Origin of the sequence: Promicromonospora soli (assembly GCF_014653785.1) — a bacterium.
In the GTDB taxonomy this organism is placed as follows: domain Bacteria; phylum Actinomycetota; class Actinomycetes; order Actinomycetales; family Cellulomonadaceae; genus Promicromonospora; species Promicromonospora soli.
Genome location: NZ_BNAS01000008.1, coordinates 127,267 through 141,041 on the forward strand (window position 1 = coordinate 127,267; position 13,775 = coordinate 141,041).

Annotated in this window: 13 protein-coding genes; 5 read left to right on the forward strand and 8 right to left on the reverse strand. The window is 72.4% G+C overall.

Annotation, left to right across the window (positions count from 1 at the left end; all coding sequences use genetic code 11):
- Positions 1-28 precede the first annotated feature (28 nt).
- The 4 genes from IE250_RS21720 to IE250_RS21735 form a co-directional block, all read right to left on the reverse strand.
- Positions 29-2,047 carry an HNH endonuclease signature motif containing protein gene (locus tag IE250_RS21720; protein WP_229872681.1) on the reverse strand — a complete coding sequence of 673 codons (2,019 nt, stop codon included), beginning with the start codon at positions 2,045-2,047 and terminating at the stop codon, positions 29-31.
- A 274-nt stretch (positions 2,048-2,321) separates the two neighbouring features.
- Entirely contained in the window at positions 2,322-2,951 is a 630-nt protein-coding gene (locus tag IE250_RS21725; protein WP_229872682.1) for a cation efflux transmembrane domain-containing protein, read from the reverse strand.
- Positions 2,952-2,977: 26 nt separating this feature from the next.
- The gene (locus IE250_RS21730) at positions 2,978-3,799 is read right to left on the reverse strand and encodes an ABC transporter permease (RefSeq protein WP_189671394.1); all 822 of its coding nucleotides are present in this window, start codon (positions 3,797-3,799) and stop codon (positions 2,978-2,980) included.
- Positions 3,796-4,878 carry an ATP-binding cassette domain-containing protein gene (locus IE250_RS21735; RefSeq protein WP_229872683.1) on the reverse strand — a complete coding sequence of 361 codons (1,083 nt, stop codon included), beginning with the start codon at positions 4,876-4,878 and terminating at the stop codon, positions 3,796-3,798. The genes IE250_RS21730 and IE250_RS21735 overlap by 4 nt, the downstream gene beginning before the upstream one ends.
- Before the next feature lie 91 nt (positions 4,879-4,969).
- Between IE250_RS21735 and IE250_RS21740 the strand changes: the two genes are divergently transcribed.
- Both IE250_RS21740 and IE250_RS21745 read left to right on the forward strand, forming a co-directional pair.
- Complete coding sequence (locus tag IE250_RS21740) at positions 4,970-5,959, forward strand: helix-turn-helix transcriptional regulator (protein ID WP_189671395.1); 990 nt, start codon at positions 4,970-4,972, stop codon at positions 5,957-5,959.
- Between the two features lie 98 nt (positions 5,960-6,057).
- Entirely contained in the window at positions 6,058-6,582 is a 525-nt protein-coding gene (locus IE250_RS21745; RefSeq protein WP_189671396.1) for a hypothetical protein, read from the forward strand.
- A 62-nt stretch (positions 6,583-6,644) separates the two neighbouring features.
- On the opposite strand, the gene IE250_RS21750 is transcribed toward IE250_RS21745, so the two are convergent.
- Both IE250_RS21750 and IE250_RS21755 read right to left on the reverse strand, forming a co-directional pair.
- Entirely contained in the window at positions 6,645-7,343 is a 699-nt protein-coding gene (locus IE250_RS21750; protein ID WP_229872684.1) for a C40 family peptidase, read from the reverse strand.
- A 182-nt stretch (positions 7,344-7,525) separates the two neighbouring features.
- Positions 7,526-7,972, reverse strand: coding sequence for a hypothetical protein (locus IE250_RS21755; protein ID WP_189671398.1), 447 nt, complete (start codon positions 7,970-7,972; stop codon positions 7,526-7,528).
- A 123-nt stretch (positions 7,973-8,095) separates the two neighbouring features.
- Between IE250_RS21755 and IE250_RS21760 the strand changes: the two genes are divergently transcribed.
- Together IE250_RS21760 and IE250_RS21765 are read left to right on the forward strand one after the other, a co-directional pair.
- The gene (locus IE250_RS21760; RefSeq protein ID WP_189671399.1) at positions 8,096-8,782 is read left to right on the forward strand and encodes a hypothetical protein; all 687 of its coding nucleotides are present in this window, start codon (positions 8,096-8,098) and stop codon (positions 8,780-8,782) included.
- On the forward strand, positions 8,779-9,786 hold the full coding sequence (locus IE250_RS21765; protein WP_189671400.1) for a prephenate dehydrogenase: 1,008 nt from the start codon (positions 8,779-8,781) through the stop codon (positions 9,784-9,786). The genes IE250_RS21760 and IE250_RS21765 overlap by 4 nt, the downstream gene beginning before the upstream one ends.
- Positions 9,787-9,802: 16 nt before the next feature.
- Here the strand turns inward: IE250_RS21765 and IE250_RS21770 are convergent, their stop codons facing one another.
- A complete protein-coding gene (locus IE250_RS21770; RefSeq protein ID WP_189671401.1) occupies positions 9,803-10,498 on the reverse strand; it encodes a response regulator in 696 nt (231 codons plus the stop codon).
- Positions 10,495-12,174, reverse strand: coding sequence for a sensor histidine kinase (locus IE250_RS21775; protein ID WP_189671402.1), 1,680 nt, complete (start codon positions 12,172-12,174; stop codon positions 10,495-10,497). The genes IE250_RS21770 and IE250_RS21775 overlap by 4 nt, the downstream gene beginning before the upstream one ends.
- A 127-nt stretch (positions 12,175-12,301) precedes the next feature.
- On the opposite strand from IE250_RS21775, the gene IE250_RS21780 reads away from it, so the two are divergent.
- Complete coding sequence (locus IE250_RS21780; protein WP_308434178.1) at positions 12,302-13,726, forward strand: cation:dicarboxylate symporter family transporter; 1,425 nt, start codon at positions 12,302-12,304, stop codon at positions 13,724-13,726.
- Positions 13,727-13,775 lie beyond the last annotated feature (49 nt).

Consider the following 13,775-nt stretch of genomic DNA (forward strand, 5'->3'; position numbering starts at 1 on the left):
ATGGTTCCGCTCCAATCGGGAAGCTCACTCAGAATGGTGGTTCGTCCGGATCGGCCGACGTGGTCGAGCCGGGCGGGTCGGTTGGGTTCGTGGGGACTGCGCCGGGTTCGATGGTGGTGGTGTAGGGGCGCGGCAGGCGTTGTCCGGTCAGGGCGCGGAGGGTGAGGTCGTGGCTGGTTTCGGGGTCGATCTGCTCGATCTCGGCGTGGGTGTCCAGCACCGTGGGTTGCCGCGTGTGGGTGCGGCCGGCGGGGGTGGTCCAGGTGGTGATCCCGGTGTCGGGGTCGCGGACGAGGCGCCAGCCGGCGTGGGTCTTGAGCAGGTGATGCTTGCGGCACAGCGCGTGCAGATTCCGGGCGTTCGTCTGCCCGTCCCCGCCGGTGTCGCCCTCGCCCTTGTTCTTGCGGTTGTGGTCGAAGGGTTGGATGTGGTCCAGGTCGCACCGGCTCGCCGGGGTGTTGCAGCCCCAGAGGAAGGTGCAGGTCCGGTCTCTGGCTTCGACGGCGGCGCGCAGGACTTTGCCGGGTTGGTAGGTGGTGGTGGAGTAGTCGGTCAGGATCCCGGTGATCGGGTCGGTCAGCAGGCGTTGCCAGGTCGCGTCCTGGGCGATCATGCGTGCGGTGTCGGCGGGGATGGGGCCGAACCCGTCCAGGTGCCCGGGCGCGTGGTCCAGCCCGAGCAGGGCGGTGGCGGGGATGGTGACCCGTACGACCGGCCGGGTCGGCGTGACCCGCACCGGCCGCACGATCTCCTGCACGACTTCCTGCACCACAACGCGCTGGACGGGAGCCCGGCCACCACAGCTGCACACGGGTCCCCCCGCACCCTCGGCGCGTGCGCCTTCGTCCCCCTGGGTCTGCGCGCCCGCTTCGGTCTCGGCGGGCGCGTCGGGCAGGGTGTCGGCGTCGGTGTCGGGGTGGGTGAACCGGTCGGCGGGCAGCAGGCGGCCGGTGATGATTCCGGTCAGGGAGTCGGCGCGCAGCTGGGCCAGGGTGCGGTCCTCACCGGTGACGTGCCGTAGCTGGTGCGCCATGTCGTCCACCACACCCCACACCGCGGCGGCGTCGGTCGCGGGCAGGTAGGCCGAGAGCCAGCCCATGTCGTTCTCCGCACGGTCCAGCTGCACGCTGCGACGCAGGGCTTCGGCCCGCGCGGTCTCGGCGGCGCCGTGCCGGTTCTTGGCGAACGCAAGCATCCGGGCCTGCAGCCACTTCCAGGTCCTGTGTGGCGCCTGCGGCAGGAACCGGGCGATCGCCTCGGCCCGCTCGGCGATCGTGAGCTGGGTCGCGGAGCGCAGCAGGGTGTGCGCCTTGCGGGCGTCGATCCGCCCCGCGAGCAGGGCAGTGATCACTGTGGGGTGCTGGGCGCCGGACTCGGCCCGGACCACGACCTCGGTGGCCTCCGGCTCGGTCACCACGAGCTCACCGGTGACCTGCCCGACCAGGGAGTTGTGCGCCAGCGGGTGGGTCTCCCGGGCGGCACGTTCGGCCACCACCAGGGCCTGCATCCCTGTCGCCCAGGACTGCAGGCGCCCGGCCGCGACCACCAGGTCGCCCAGGGCGTCGTCCGACAGGTCGCCCAGCACATCCGAACCCCGATCACCGGCACAGTCACCGCCGCCGTCGTCCGGGCCGCCGCCCGGGGCGTCGTCCAGGTTGCCGTCCAGGTCGATGGCCTCGGCGACCACCCGCGCCAGCCCCACGCCCGGCACACCCCGCAGTGCCTCCCGCAATACCGTCTCGGGCCACAACACGACCGGCACTCCCGCCGGCGGCCGGTCCAGCCCAACGCCCGGCCCTGAATCCGGCCCTACGGACGGGTCGGGCTCCTCGACCCACATCGCATTTCGGAACCACGCATCGTCCAGCCAAGCGCTGTCGTACGACGAGTCCTGGAACGGCCCGCCCGGAGCCAGCACGTTATCGGGCAGCCACCGCACCAGCGTCCCGTCCCGCTCGACCGCCACCCGGCCATCTCGGGCAGGGTCGTCCAGAAGCCCACTCGGGAGCGCGCCGGCCATACCGTCGTCAGACATTCCATCACGCATGCCGGCCTCCTCACTCAGTGGTATCGATCAAGAAGACAAATCATTCACGCCATTCCTGCGGACGCTTGTTCGATTCTAGCCGCGCCCACCGACACACGCCTGTCCGTCTGCCAGCCGCGTAAGAAAGGGCAATGAGAGCCGACTGCCACGTGGTCGGCGCCGGCGGCGATGCCCGTGTCCGGCCAGCCACTCGGTGTTCGGGCGGCGCGGGCTCGGGAGGTGCGACTCGTGCACCCTGGCGGGTCGCATCGTCACGGTCGACGAGGGAAGAGGCTTAGCCGACGTCCTCGCCGGCCAGCGCCTTCGCCGCGAGCCGCTCCTCCTCGCTGACCTCCCACACCTCGTACGCAGCGTGCAGGGCCAGCAGGATGATCACGCAGCCCAGGATCAGGTCGGGCCACCCGGAGCCGGTCCACGCCGTGACCAGGCCCATGGCGATGATGGCGACGTTCACCAGCACGTCGTTGCGGGCCGAGAGGAAGGCGGCGCGGCCGAGGGATCCGCCGTCGTGGTGGGCCCGGGCCAGCAGCCACGCGCTGGTGCCGTTGACGGCGATCGCGCCGAGGGAGGCCACGACGAGCGGCACGACGTCGGGCGCCGTCGGCGCGGCGAACCGCTGCACCGCCTCCCAGGCGGCAACCGCGGCCGGGCCCAGGATGATCACGGCCATCGCCTTGCCCATCACCGCCCGCCGGGCGAGCGGCCAGCTCAGGGCGACGAGGATCAGCACGTTGACGGCCGTGTCCTCGAGGAAGTCGACGCTGTCGGCGAGGAGCGAGACGGACCCGGCGGCGAGCGCGACCGAGAACTCGACGAAGAAGTAGGCGAAGTTGAGGGCCGCGACGATCAGCACGGCCCGGCGCAGCCGGGCCGCACGGGGATCCTGGGTGGCGTTCACAGTCACCCATTGTTCCCGTGCGGCCCCGTCGGTCAGTCCGCCGAGCGGATCATCGCGCGCACGCCCACCGCGAGCCCGAGCACCGCCGTGGCCACGGCCGCGACCCAGCCCCAGGCGACCGCCGAGGAGAGCAGGTCGCCCGCGAAGGCGGCACGGCCCGAGTCGACGACGTAGCGCAGCGGGTTCACCGACGACACGGCGCGCATCCACGCCGGGCCGGTCTCCAGGGGCAGGAGCATGCCGGACAGCAGCATGACCGGGAACAGGACGGTCTGCTGCACCACCCAGAACATCCATTCCTGCTTGCGCACGGCCAGCGCCAGCGCGTACGACAGCGAGCCGACGCCGACGCCGAGAACCGCCAGCTGCAGCAGCGTGAGCACCGCCCCGATCGGGTCCGGGCGCAGGCCGAACGGCAGCATCACGACGATCACGACCGCGGACTGGGCGACGATCGGCACCATCTCCTTGAGCGCGCGGCCCACGAGCTGCGCCGGGCGGGAGAGCGGGGTGACGAGCATCCGCTCGTGCACGCCCGACGAGAGGTCGAGCTGGAGGTTGGAGCCCGTCACCGACGTGCCGAAGAGCGTCGTCATCGCCAGCACGGCCGGCACGAACCAGAGCCAGACGTCGCCGCCGAGGGTCTCACCGGCGGATCCGGCGAGCAGCGGGCCGAACAGGCCGAGGAAGACGAGCGGCTGCACCAGGCCGAAGACGAGCGAGAACGGGTCGCGCACCACGGGCCGGAGCTCCCGGACCAGCACGATCCGGGTGTCCCGCAGGAAGTTGCGACGGGGGAGCGACCTGTCGGCCTGGGCCGGCGTCGTACCGGGGGCAAGGGTCGCGGCGCTCATGCCAGGACCTCCTTCTTGGTCGTGTCTTCGCTGGTCGAGTGTTCGCCGGTCGGGTGTTCGCCGGTTTCGAGAGGCTCAACCCCCGGCGTGTCGACGACTGCCGTCTCCCGGAGGCTGCGGCCGGTGAGGCCGAGGAAGACGTCGTCGAGCGTGGGCCGTGCGACGTCCACGCGGCTGACCTGGAGCCCGGCGCCGTCCGCCGCGCGGAGCAGCCCCGGCGTCGCGCCGGGCCCGTCCGCGGTGCGGATCTCGACGGTGCTCGCCTCGCGGCCCGCCTCGCCGGATGTCTCGACGCGCACCGAGCGGGTGCCCGGTGCGCGTTCCGCGACGGCGGCGAGCGCCGCCGCGTGCTCGGGCGCCACCCGGAGGGTGACGAGGTCGCCCGCCAGCTCGGCCTTCAGAGCGTCGGCGGTGTCGTCGGCGATGACCTGCCCGTGGTCCACCACGATGACGCGCTCGGCGAACGTGTCCGCCTCGTCGAGGTAGTGCGTGGTCAGCACGATGGTCATGGGCTCGGCGGCCGCGGTGCGCATCCGCAGGATGTGCTCCCAGAGGTTGGCGCGGTTGTGCGGGTCCAGCCCGGTCGACGGCTCGTCGAGGAACAGCAGCGACGGCTCGTGGACGAGGCCGACGGCCACGTCGAGGCGGCGCTTCTGGCCGCCCGACAGGCTCTCCACCTTGCGGTCGGCCTGCTCGGTCAGGTCGAGGGCCTCGAGCAGCTCGTTCGCGCGGTCCCGGGCCCGACGCCGGTCGAGGCCGTAGATCTCGCCCTGGGTGACGAGCTCGTCGCGGACGAGCTGGGACGCTCCGGCGGCGCCGCCCTGGCCCACGTAGCCGATGGCGGCGCGGACCCGGTCGGGGTGCGCGACGACGTCGTACCCCGCCACCTCCGCGGTGCCCGCCGTCGGCGGGATGAGCGTGGTCAGCATGCGCAGCGTCGTGGTCTTTCCGGCGCCGTTGGGGCCGAGCACGGCCACGAGCTCGCCTGGCTCGACGTCGAGCGAGATGCCGCGCACGGCGTGGACGGTTTGGGTACGGCCCACCACGAAGTCCTTGGTGAGCGCTCGGGTGCGGATCACGGTGTCTCCTTCTTGCGGTCTCGGTTACCTGCCCCAGCCTTCCGGCAGTAGCGGTCAGGTCCTGTCCTCTACCGCATGCGATCCTGGTTTCGTGCTCGAAACCTCCGGACGCCTCCTCGCCCTGCTGTCGCTGCTCCAGGCACGCCGGGACTGGCCCGGCGCGCTCCTCGCCGACCGGCTCGGCGTCAGCCCGCGCACGGTGCGGCGCGACGTCGACCGGCTCCGTGAGCTCGGCTACCCCGTCAATGCCACCAAGGGGCCCGACGGCGGCTACCGCCTCGACGCCGGCGCGGACCTCCCGCCGCTGCTGTTCGACGACGAGCAGGCGGTGGCCGTCGCCGTCGCGCTGCGTACCGGCACCATCCCGGGGGCGGAGGAGGGGGCCTTGCGGGCGCTGGCCACCATCCGCCAGGTCATGCCGGCCCGGCTCCGGGCGCGCCTGGACGCGCTCGAGGTGACCACCGTGCGGCGTCGGCCCGGGCGTGACGAGCCGGCCGTGGAACCCGACCTGCTCCTGGCGCTCGGCTCGGCGTGCCAGGCGCGCGAGGTCGTGCGGTTCGACTACGAGGGCGGCAGCATGGCGCCCGTGGGCGAGGGCGACAACGCCTTCCGGCCGCCGCGCAGGGTCGAGCCGCACCACCTCGTGACGTCGGAGGGGCGCTGGTATCTCGTCGCGTTCGACCTCGACCGCGACGACTGGCGGCTCTTCCGGGTGGACCGGATGACGCTCCGTTCCGGCACCGGCCCGCGGTTCGTCCGCCGGGAGGTGCCCGGCGGCTCCGTCGCCGGGTTTGTCGGCTCGCGGATCAGCGGATCGCCGTCGCCCGTGCGCGGCGAGGTGGTGCTCCACGCGCGCGCCGCCGACATCGCCCCGTGGGTCGGTGGCCAGGGCCTGTGCGAGCCGCTGCCGGACGTCGACGGCGTGCCCCGGTGCCGCGTGGTGCTGGGCTCGTGGTCCTGGGGCGGGCTGGCCGGGCGGCTCGGCGCCTTCGACGTGCCGTTCGAGGTGGTGGGCCCGCCCGAGCTCGTCGAGGCGGCGCGGGAGCTGGCCGGCCGCTACGCCGCGGCGGTGCCGCGGTAGGCGCCACCTGCGAGAAGGCACGTGGGGCGGATCACGCACCGGTCCGTGCGCGCAGTATGTTGTGCCCGTTCCTCGCCGGCACAACAGAGAGCGTGCGCATGACGAATCTGTCCGACTTCAGCGACGACGAGCTTGCCCAGATCCTGGACGCCCCGGGGGCAGTGCTGAAGGGCGCCACCCTCGCCGACGGGAGACCGGGGCCGATCCGGTTCATCAGGGAGCTCGCGTCCGGCGCCAAGGTGTTCCGGGAGGCCCAGGTGCACGAGAACGCGTTCGTGCAGTCAGTGGCGGCGGCGCTGCGCGACCGGGAGGCCTCGGCGGCGAAGGACGGCGGTCCGGGGTCGGAGGACGGCGCGGAGCCGGCGGCGGACGGGTCGGTGCTTCCCGACCCTGAGGGGGAGGCAGCCAGGGCGGTCGAGCTGACCGCGGCCTCGGTCGCCCTGCTCCGAGGGCGGGCGGACGAGAAGGACGTCGACGCGTACGGCGAGTGGCTGATCCGCATCGCCACGCAGGTCGCCAAGGCCACCAGGTCCAAGGACGGCGGCTTCTTCAGCAAGCGGGTCACGGTCTCCGCGGACGAGCAGGCCTTCATCGAGAAGCTCACGGCCGCCGTGGGCCGCTGACGGGCCGGACCGGAAAGTGCCCGGGGCGGGGCCTGGCCCGCCCCGGGCACCTGCCTAGCCGGTCAGCCGGTGATACGGAGGAACGTCGGGCTGGACTGCCAGATTGCCGTGTACCGGACGGTCTTCCCGGGGACCGGTGCCTCGATCTGCATGCCGTCACCCGCGTAGATCGCGATGTGTCCGGGGCTCCAGATCAGGTCGCCCGGCTGGGCGTCGGCCCACGAGACCTCGGTGCCGGCGTACCGCTGCTCCGAGGACGTGCGCGGCAGGTCGATGCCGACCTGCGCGTACACGTAGGACGTGAACCCGGAGCAGTCGAAACCGTCGGGGGTGGTGCCGGCCCAGAGATACGGCACACCGAGGTACCGCATGGCGATCGACACGACCGCGGAGCCCGCGGCGGAGTCCGGGATCTCGATCGCCGCCGCCGCCTCCGCGGCTGCCTCGTCAGCGGCCTCGGCGGCAAGCTGCGCCTGGTACTCGTCGTTCTCCTCGGCGGAGGTGACGGAGACGGCCGACCGCTCGACCTTCAGCTCCGCATCGGTGGCGACGGTCACCATCGGCGCGGCGGAGACCGACTCCTTGGCCTGGGCGGTCAGGGCGTTCAGGTCGGCGCTGTCGAGCTTCGCGGTGACGACGTCGGTGCTCGGCATGGCCTGCGCCGGAGAGCTGACCATCGAGATCAGCAGACCGGAGCCCGCTGCCGCCAGGGCGCCTCGCTTGGCCACGACCGCCACCTGCGCGCCGGCGGTCAGGGCCATGGGGACGAGGGTCGCACGACGGGCAGCCCGGTGACGTCCACGGCCTGGGGCCGCGGGGAGAACGGTGTTGCGCTCCATAGGTGTGATGGACCTTTCTTCTCGGGGAGAACCACACACGCGAACCCCTGGGTGGGCACGCGCGATCGGCCGACGCCGTACGGGCGCCGGCTGCTGCGGTTCTTCTAGGTCCGAGAGATCCCGAGCGCGTGCAGGGACGGTGCGGTCCCGACCGGTGCGGCGGGCAGCGCCCACCGGGCCATGAACGCCCAGACCGGTACCAGGCGCATGACCGCCGCCCGTTTGGGGACCACGACGGCGAGCAGTGCGACGAGCACCATCAGGCACAGCGTCGCGGCGTCGTGGTGGCTGCCGCACCCGGGCGAGCAGTCGCCGTCGCTCTCCTCGGCGATGGTGAGGCCATGGGAGTGCGCGGCGGAGGCCTGCACCGCGGTCTCGGCGGAGTCGGTGTGGTGGTCCGCCACGGCGACGACGGGCGCGGAGTGCGCGTTCGCCACGCTCGTCGCGTGCACGAGCCCGACGCCGAAGACCAGAGTCATGATGACCAGCACGCGCGCCAGCCCTCGCCTACGGTCGGCGAGCAGCGAGCGGAATGTGGTCAAGAGGCCCATGTCGACCACAAGGATAGCCACATCATCGGAGCGGGCGATGTGCAGCGCCGCGGTCGAGCGCCCCAGTAGTGTTGTGGCCTGCGTGACGTTGTCCCAGGTCGATGGCTGTTTTCAGGAGGTTCGGTGCGGCGGGTCGAGCAGTTCTTGTGGGACCGGGACGCGGAGACGGTGCGGAGCGGAGCGTTCGGCATCGCCGTCGTCGCCTACTCGATACTCGTGGTCTCGACCAGTGCGCAGACGGGCGACATCCACCCGGTCGTGCAGGTGCTCCTCGCGGCGGTGTCGCTCGCGGGGATCGTCGCGCTCGTCGAGGGAGCGGCCCGCCGCCTCCGTACCAGGGCGGTGCGCGGCATCTGGATGTACCGGTCGTCGTCGTCGAACTGGGGACTGGCCGAGATCTCCGGCCGCCGGAACGGCCTGTACTACTCGGTCCAGCTCTTCGCGGACGAGGAGTCGCTCCTCGCGTGCTACCGCGGCGAAGGGACGAACTGGCACTCGTTCCTCGGGCACACGGAGTCGACCTTCGTGGAGTTCAGCGAGCGGCAGCTGCACATCCGCTACGAGGTGAACTACACCGGACCGCAGTACCCGAGCAGGGCCGGCTTCCTGGTCCTTCAGCCCATCGGCCGTGAGGGCTACGACCGGATGGTGGGCTACTGGACGTCCACCACCGCATCCGACGGGACGTCGAGCGGGCGGCTCATGTTCGTGCGTCCGCCTGCCGACGGCACCGGCCCCACCATGCTGGACCCGGGGGAGGAGCCCGTCGCAGGAGACCGGTCCGACGGCGACAGAGGGAGCGACCGATGAACCGTGTCGGAGTGCTCGGGCTGGGGCAGATCGGCGGGTCGATCGGCAAGAACCTGGTCCGAGGGGGCCTGGCCGTCGCGGGGTACGACCCCGACCCTGGGACGCGAGCCATGGCCGCCGACGCCGGCATAGCGGTCCACTCCAGCGTCGGGGACTGGCTGGGCGCTCAGGATCTCGTCGTCGTCGCCGCCCCGATCGACCAGCTCGCCGCGTCGTTCGCCGAGGTCAGGGCCTGGTCGGTGCCTGGCCAGACGGTCATCGACGTCGCCAGCGTGAAGGGCGAGGTGCACGAGATCGCCCGGTCGGCCGGCCTCGGCGGGAGCTTCGTCGGGTGCCACCCGATGGCGGGCAAGGCCGAGGTGGGGTTCGAGGTCTCCGACGCAGACCTGCTCAGCGGGATCTCGTGGGCGGTCACGGCCGACGACACCACACCCGCTCCCGCCACCCGTGCGATGATCCGCTTCCTGATGCGGCACTTCTCCGCGCGGATCAGCGTGCTGGACCCGGTGACGCACGACCAGGCGGTCGCGACGATCAGCCATACGCCGCACGTGCTCGCCTCGGCCCTGCTCGCGTCCCTGGGCAGCGTCGACAGCCCGAGGGCGGCCGCCGTGCTCGCGGCCGGGTCCTTCCGGGACGGGACGCGGGTCGCCGGGACGGGCACGCACCGGACGGCCAACATGGTCGTGCACAACGCGGCGAGCGTGGCCGGCGACCTCGACGCCCTGATCAAGTCGCTGGCCGAGCTGCGCGGGTACCTCGGCGGGGTGGACCAGGGGGCAGACCCGGTGGCGATCGAGCAATGGTTCGACGCGTCGCGCGAGGTCCGCGAGACCTACCTCGGCTCGGGCCTGGAGGCCGTCCGGCTCCCGCTCGACTGCGACGTCGCGTCCCTCGTCGGCCACGGCAAGGCCGGCTGGCTGGTCGTCGCCGTCGACGGCGAGGAGCTCGTCCTCGAACGCGGCGGGGCGAACCGGGCGTTCGCCGCGCCGGTGTCCGGCTGACTCGCGCCGGATCGGCTCAGGCCGGCCGCTGCCGCTCGTACTCGAGCTCCGGCCGCCCGCGGGCCCCGTACCGCGGCGCGCGGGTGGCGACGCCGCGGTCGGCGAGGTACTCCAGGTAGCGGCGTGCGGTGATGCGCGCCAGGTGGAGCTCGTCCGCCACCTCGCTCGCCGACAGCGCGCCGGGCTGCCGGGCGAGCAGGTCGGACACGGCGTCCAGCGTGTCCTGGGACAGGCCCTTCGGGAGCCCGGCGGCGTTGGACGTGCGCAGCGCCGCGAACGCCGTGTCCACCTCGCGCTGGCTGAGCGTGGAGACGGGCGAGCGCATCTGGTCGAAGTACTTGCGGTACGCGCCGAGCTTCTCGGCGAACAGCCCGAACGCGAACGGCTTGATGAGGTACTGCACGACGCCGATGGCGACGGCCTCGCGCACCGTCTCGAGCTCGCGGGCCGCGGTCACGGCGATGACGTCCACCACCAGGCCGGCCGCGCGCAGCTGGCGGCACAGGACCAGGCCGTGCCGGTCGGGCAGGTTCATGTCCAGCAGGAGCAGGTGCACCTCCTGCCCGGCGGCCTGCGCGTCGCGCAGCGCGCGGACGGTCTCGCCCGCCGTGTGCACCACCCCGGCGAGCTCGAAGCCGTCCACGCGGCGCACGTACTCGCCGTGCGCCTCGGCGGTGCGGTGGTCGTCCTCCACCACCAGGACCCGGATCACAGGCGACCCACCGAGCCGCTCACCCGGGCGGGCGGGGGCGACGGCGGGGACGCCGCGGGGCGGGGGAGCGTGACCGTGAAGACCGCCCCTGCGCCGCTGGACACCTCGATCCCGCCGCCGAGGCTCTCGACCACCTGGCGCACGAGCGCGAGACCGTAGCCTCGGCCGCCGGCCGCGGCGTCCTTGGTGCTCCAGCCGGGGTCGAAGATCTGGTCCAGGTCGGCGTCGGCGATGCCGGGTCCGCTGTCTGAGACCTGGAACACCAGGGAACCGTCGTCGCCGTTGGCGAGGTAGACCTCGACCCACGCCGGCTCCGGCGTGCCCTCCAGGGCGCGGGCCGCCGCGGCGTCTATCGCGTTGTCGATGAGGTTGCCCAGGATCGTGACGACGTCCACGGGCTCCAGCCAGTGCGTGCCCGGCGCCAGGTGCGTCTCGAAGTGCATCTCCACGGCGCGTTCGCGCGCCTGCGCGGCCTTGCCCAGGACGAGCGCGGCGATGACCGGCTCCTCGATCGCCTCCACGACGCGGTCCGTGAGCCGCTGGCCGAGCTCCCGTTCGCCGGCGACGAACCGCAGGGCCTCGTCGCTGCGGCCCAGCTCGATGAGCGTGGCGATCGTGTGCAGGCGGTTGCTGAAGTCGTGGGTCTGGGCACGCAGCGCCTCCGAGATGGTGCGCACCGAGGACAGCTCGCCGGTGACACGCTGCAGCTCGGTGCGGTCCCGCAGGGACACGATCTCGCCGACGTTCCGGCCGGCGGCCGCGGCGGTGTCGCGGCCCACGAGCAGCACCCGGTCGCCGACGCGGACCGGCCCCTCCGGCGCGGTGCCGGCCAGGATGTCGTGGACGGCCGGGGACAGCCGCGGGTCGGCCACGGCGAAGGGGGCCGCGAGGTCCGGGACGTCGAGCAGGCGCAGCGCCTCGTCGTTGGCGAGGACTACCGTGCCGTCCTCGACGAGCAGCATGCCCTCCTCGACCGAGTGCAGCACCGCCTCGTGCGCGGTGAAGAGGTGGGCCAGCTCGTCCGGGCCCTTGCTCTCCGTGATCCGGTCGAGCCGGCGCGCGAGCAGGGCCGCGGCGACGGCACCGGCGCCGAACGCCAGGAGCGTCCCGACGCCGACGATCACCAGGCGCGGGACGATGCTGTCCCACAGCCGGTCGAGCGTCACCCCGGCCGACACGAGGCCCACCACCTCGCCGTCGTCCGTCATGATGGGGACGACGGCGCGCACCGACGGGCCGAGGGTGCCGTCATAGACCTCGGTGAACGACTCACCACGGAGCGCCGGGGCCGTGCTGCCCACGAACGGGCGGCCGATCTGCCACGGGTTGCGGTGCGTGTAGCGCGTGCGGTCGGTGTCCATGACGGTCAGGTAGTCGATCTCGGTGGTCGCCATGACGCGCTCGGCGTACGGCTGGAGCTCCGCCGACGCGTCGGCGACCGAGCCGGCGCGGTCCGTCTCGGCGGCCGCGTGCGCGCGGGCGACCGTGTCGATCACCAGCGAGTCCGCCGCCACCGTGGCCGCGAGGTCCGTGCTCTCCTTGCCCGCGTAGGTCTGCGCCGTGGACCGGGCATCGAGCACCAGGAGCCCGAACACGACGACGGCGCCCACGAACAGCAGCGCCGTGTGCATGGCGAGGAACCACCTCGCGATACTCGCACCTCGTCGTTGCGCCACGGACCCATTGTCGCCTGGCCGAGCCGCCGGGAATACCGCCTGAGAACACTATGTACGCAATAGGCGGTTTCGCTGCTGTCCCCAGCACTCTTGTCACGACCACACAGCGTTGTGAGAGGAACACACCATGGCGGCAATGCAGCCCGCCGGCGCCGGGACCACCCCGCGCCGCCGGCTCGACAAGAGTCACTACCTGTACCTGGCGGTGATCGTCGCCGTCGTGGCCGGCGTCATCGTCGGACTGGCGTCGCCCGAGACCGGAGTGGCGCTGAAGCCGATCGGTACCGGGTTCGTCGCACTGATCAAGATGATGATCTCGCCCGTCATCTTCTGCACCATCGTGCTCGGCATCGGGTCCATCGCGAAGGCCGCGACCGTGGGCCGCGTGGGCGGGCTGGCGCTGCTCTACTTCCTGACCATGTCGACGTTCGCACTGGTGATCGGCCTGGTCGTCGGCAACGTGCTGCACCCGGGCGAGGGCCTGTCCGTCGCGGGCGTGACCTACGAGGCCGAGGGCGAGGCATCGTCCCTGGTGGACTTCGTGCTCGGGATCATCCCCACCACGCTCGTCTCGCCGCTCAGCGGCGAGTCCGTGCTGCAGACCCTGTTCGTGGCGCTGCTGGTCGGGTTCGCGATCCAGCAGCTCGGCGCGCGCGGGAAGCCCGCGCTGGACGCGGTGCGGCTGATCCAGGCGATCGTGTTCCGCGTGCTGACGATGATCCTGTGGGTCGCGCCGGTCGGCGCCTTCGGTGCCATCGCCGGCGTCGTCGGCGAGACCGGGTGGGGCGCGGTCGTCGCGCTGGGCACCCTGATGGCCGGGTTCTACCTGACGTGCATCGTGTTCATCGTCGTCGTGCTCGGCACCGTGCTGCGGCTGGTGTCCGGCGTGAACATCTTCCGGCTCATGAAGTACCTGGCGCGTGAGTACCTGCTGATCGTCAGCACCTCCTCGTCCGAGGCGGCCCTGCCGCGCCTGATCGCCAAGATGGAGCACCTCGGCGTCTCCAAGCCCGTGGTGGGCATCACGGTGCCGACCGGGTACTCGTTCAACCTGGACGGCACGGCGATCTACCTGACCATGGCGTCGTTGTTCATCGCGTCGGCCCTGGGCGTGCCCATGTCGATCCCCGAGCAGATCGGCATGCTCGCCTTCATGATCATCGCCTCCAAGGGCGCGGCCGGGGTCACCGGCGCCGGCCTCGCCACCCTCGCCGGCGGCCTGCAGACCTACCGCCCCGACCTGGTCGACGGCGTGGGGATCATCGTCGGCATCGACCGCTTCATGTCCGAGGCGCGCGCACTGACCAACTTCACCGGCAACGCCGTGGCGACGGTGGTCATCGGCACCTGGACGCGCGAGATCGACCGCGAGCGCGTGAGCCAGGTCCTCGCGGGCGGGATCCCGTTCGACGAGACCGCGATGGACGACCTGCACGGCGGTCCGGACGACGCCGCGGGCGCCGCGGACGGCGGGGACGCCGCCGCGGACCAGAACGGCAACCCGGGCGCGAAGGCGCTCGAGCCGACCGGCAATCTGACTGCCGGCCGATAGCTGGCTGTTGTTCAGCATGCGTCTGCTGCGGGATCCGACGGTGGATCCC

Bases quoted from the DNA above. Each gene is read 5' to 3' on its own strand.
- IE250_RS21720 (WP_229872681.1), bottom strand. From the start codon at position 2,047: ATGCGTGATGGAATGTCTGACGACGGTATGGCCGGCGCGCTCCCGAGT.
- IE250_RS21730 (WP_189671394.1), bottom strand. From the start codon at position 3,799: ATGAGCGCCGCGACCCTTGCCCCCGGTACGACGCCGGCCCAGGCCGAC.
- IE250_RS21745 (WP_189671396.1), top strand. From the start codon at position 6,058: ATGACGAATCTGTCCGACTTCAGCGACGACGAGCTTGCCCAGATCCTG.
- IE250_RS21750 (WP_229872684.1), bottom strand. From the start codon at position 7,343: ATGGCCCTGACCGCCGGCGCGCAGGTGGCGGTCGTGGCCAAGCGAGGC.
- IE250_RS21755 (WP_189671398.1), bottom strand. From the start codon at position 7,972: ATGGGCCTCTTGACCACATTCCGCTCGCTGCTCGCCGACCGTAGGCGA.
- IE250_RS21765 (WP_189671400.1), top strand. From the start codon at position 8,779: ATGAACCGTGTCGGAGTGCTCGGGCTGGGGCAGATCGGCGGGTCGATC.
- IE250_RS21780 (WP_308434178.1), top strand. From the start codon at position 12,302: ATGGCGGCAATGCAGCCCGCCGGCGCCGGGACCACCCCGCGCCGCCGG.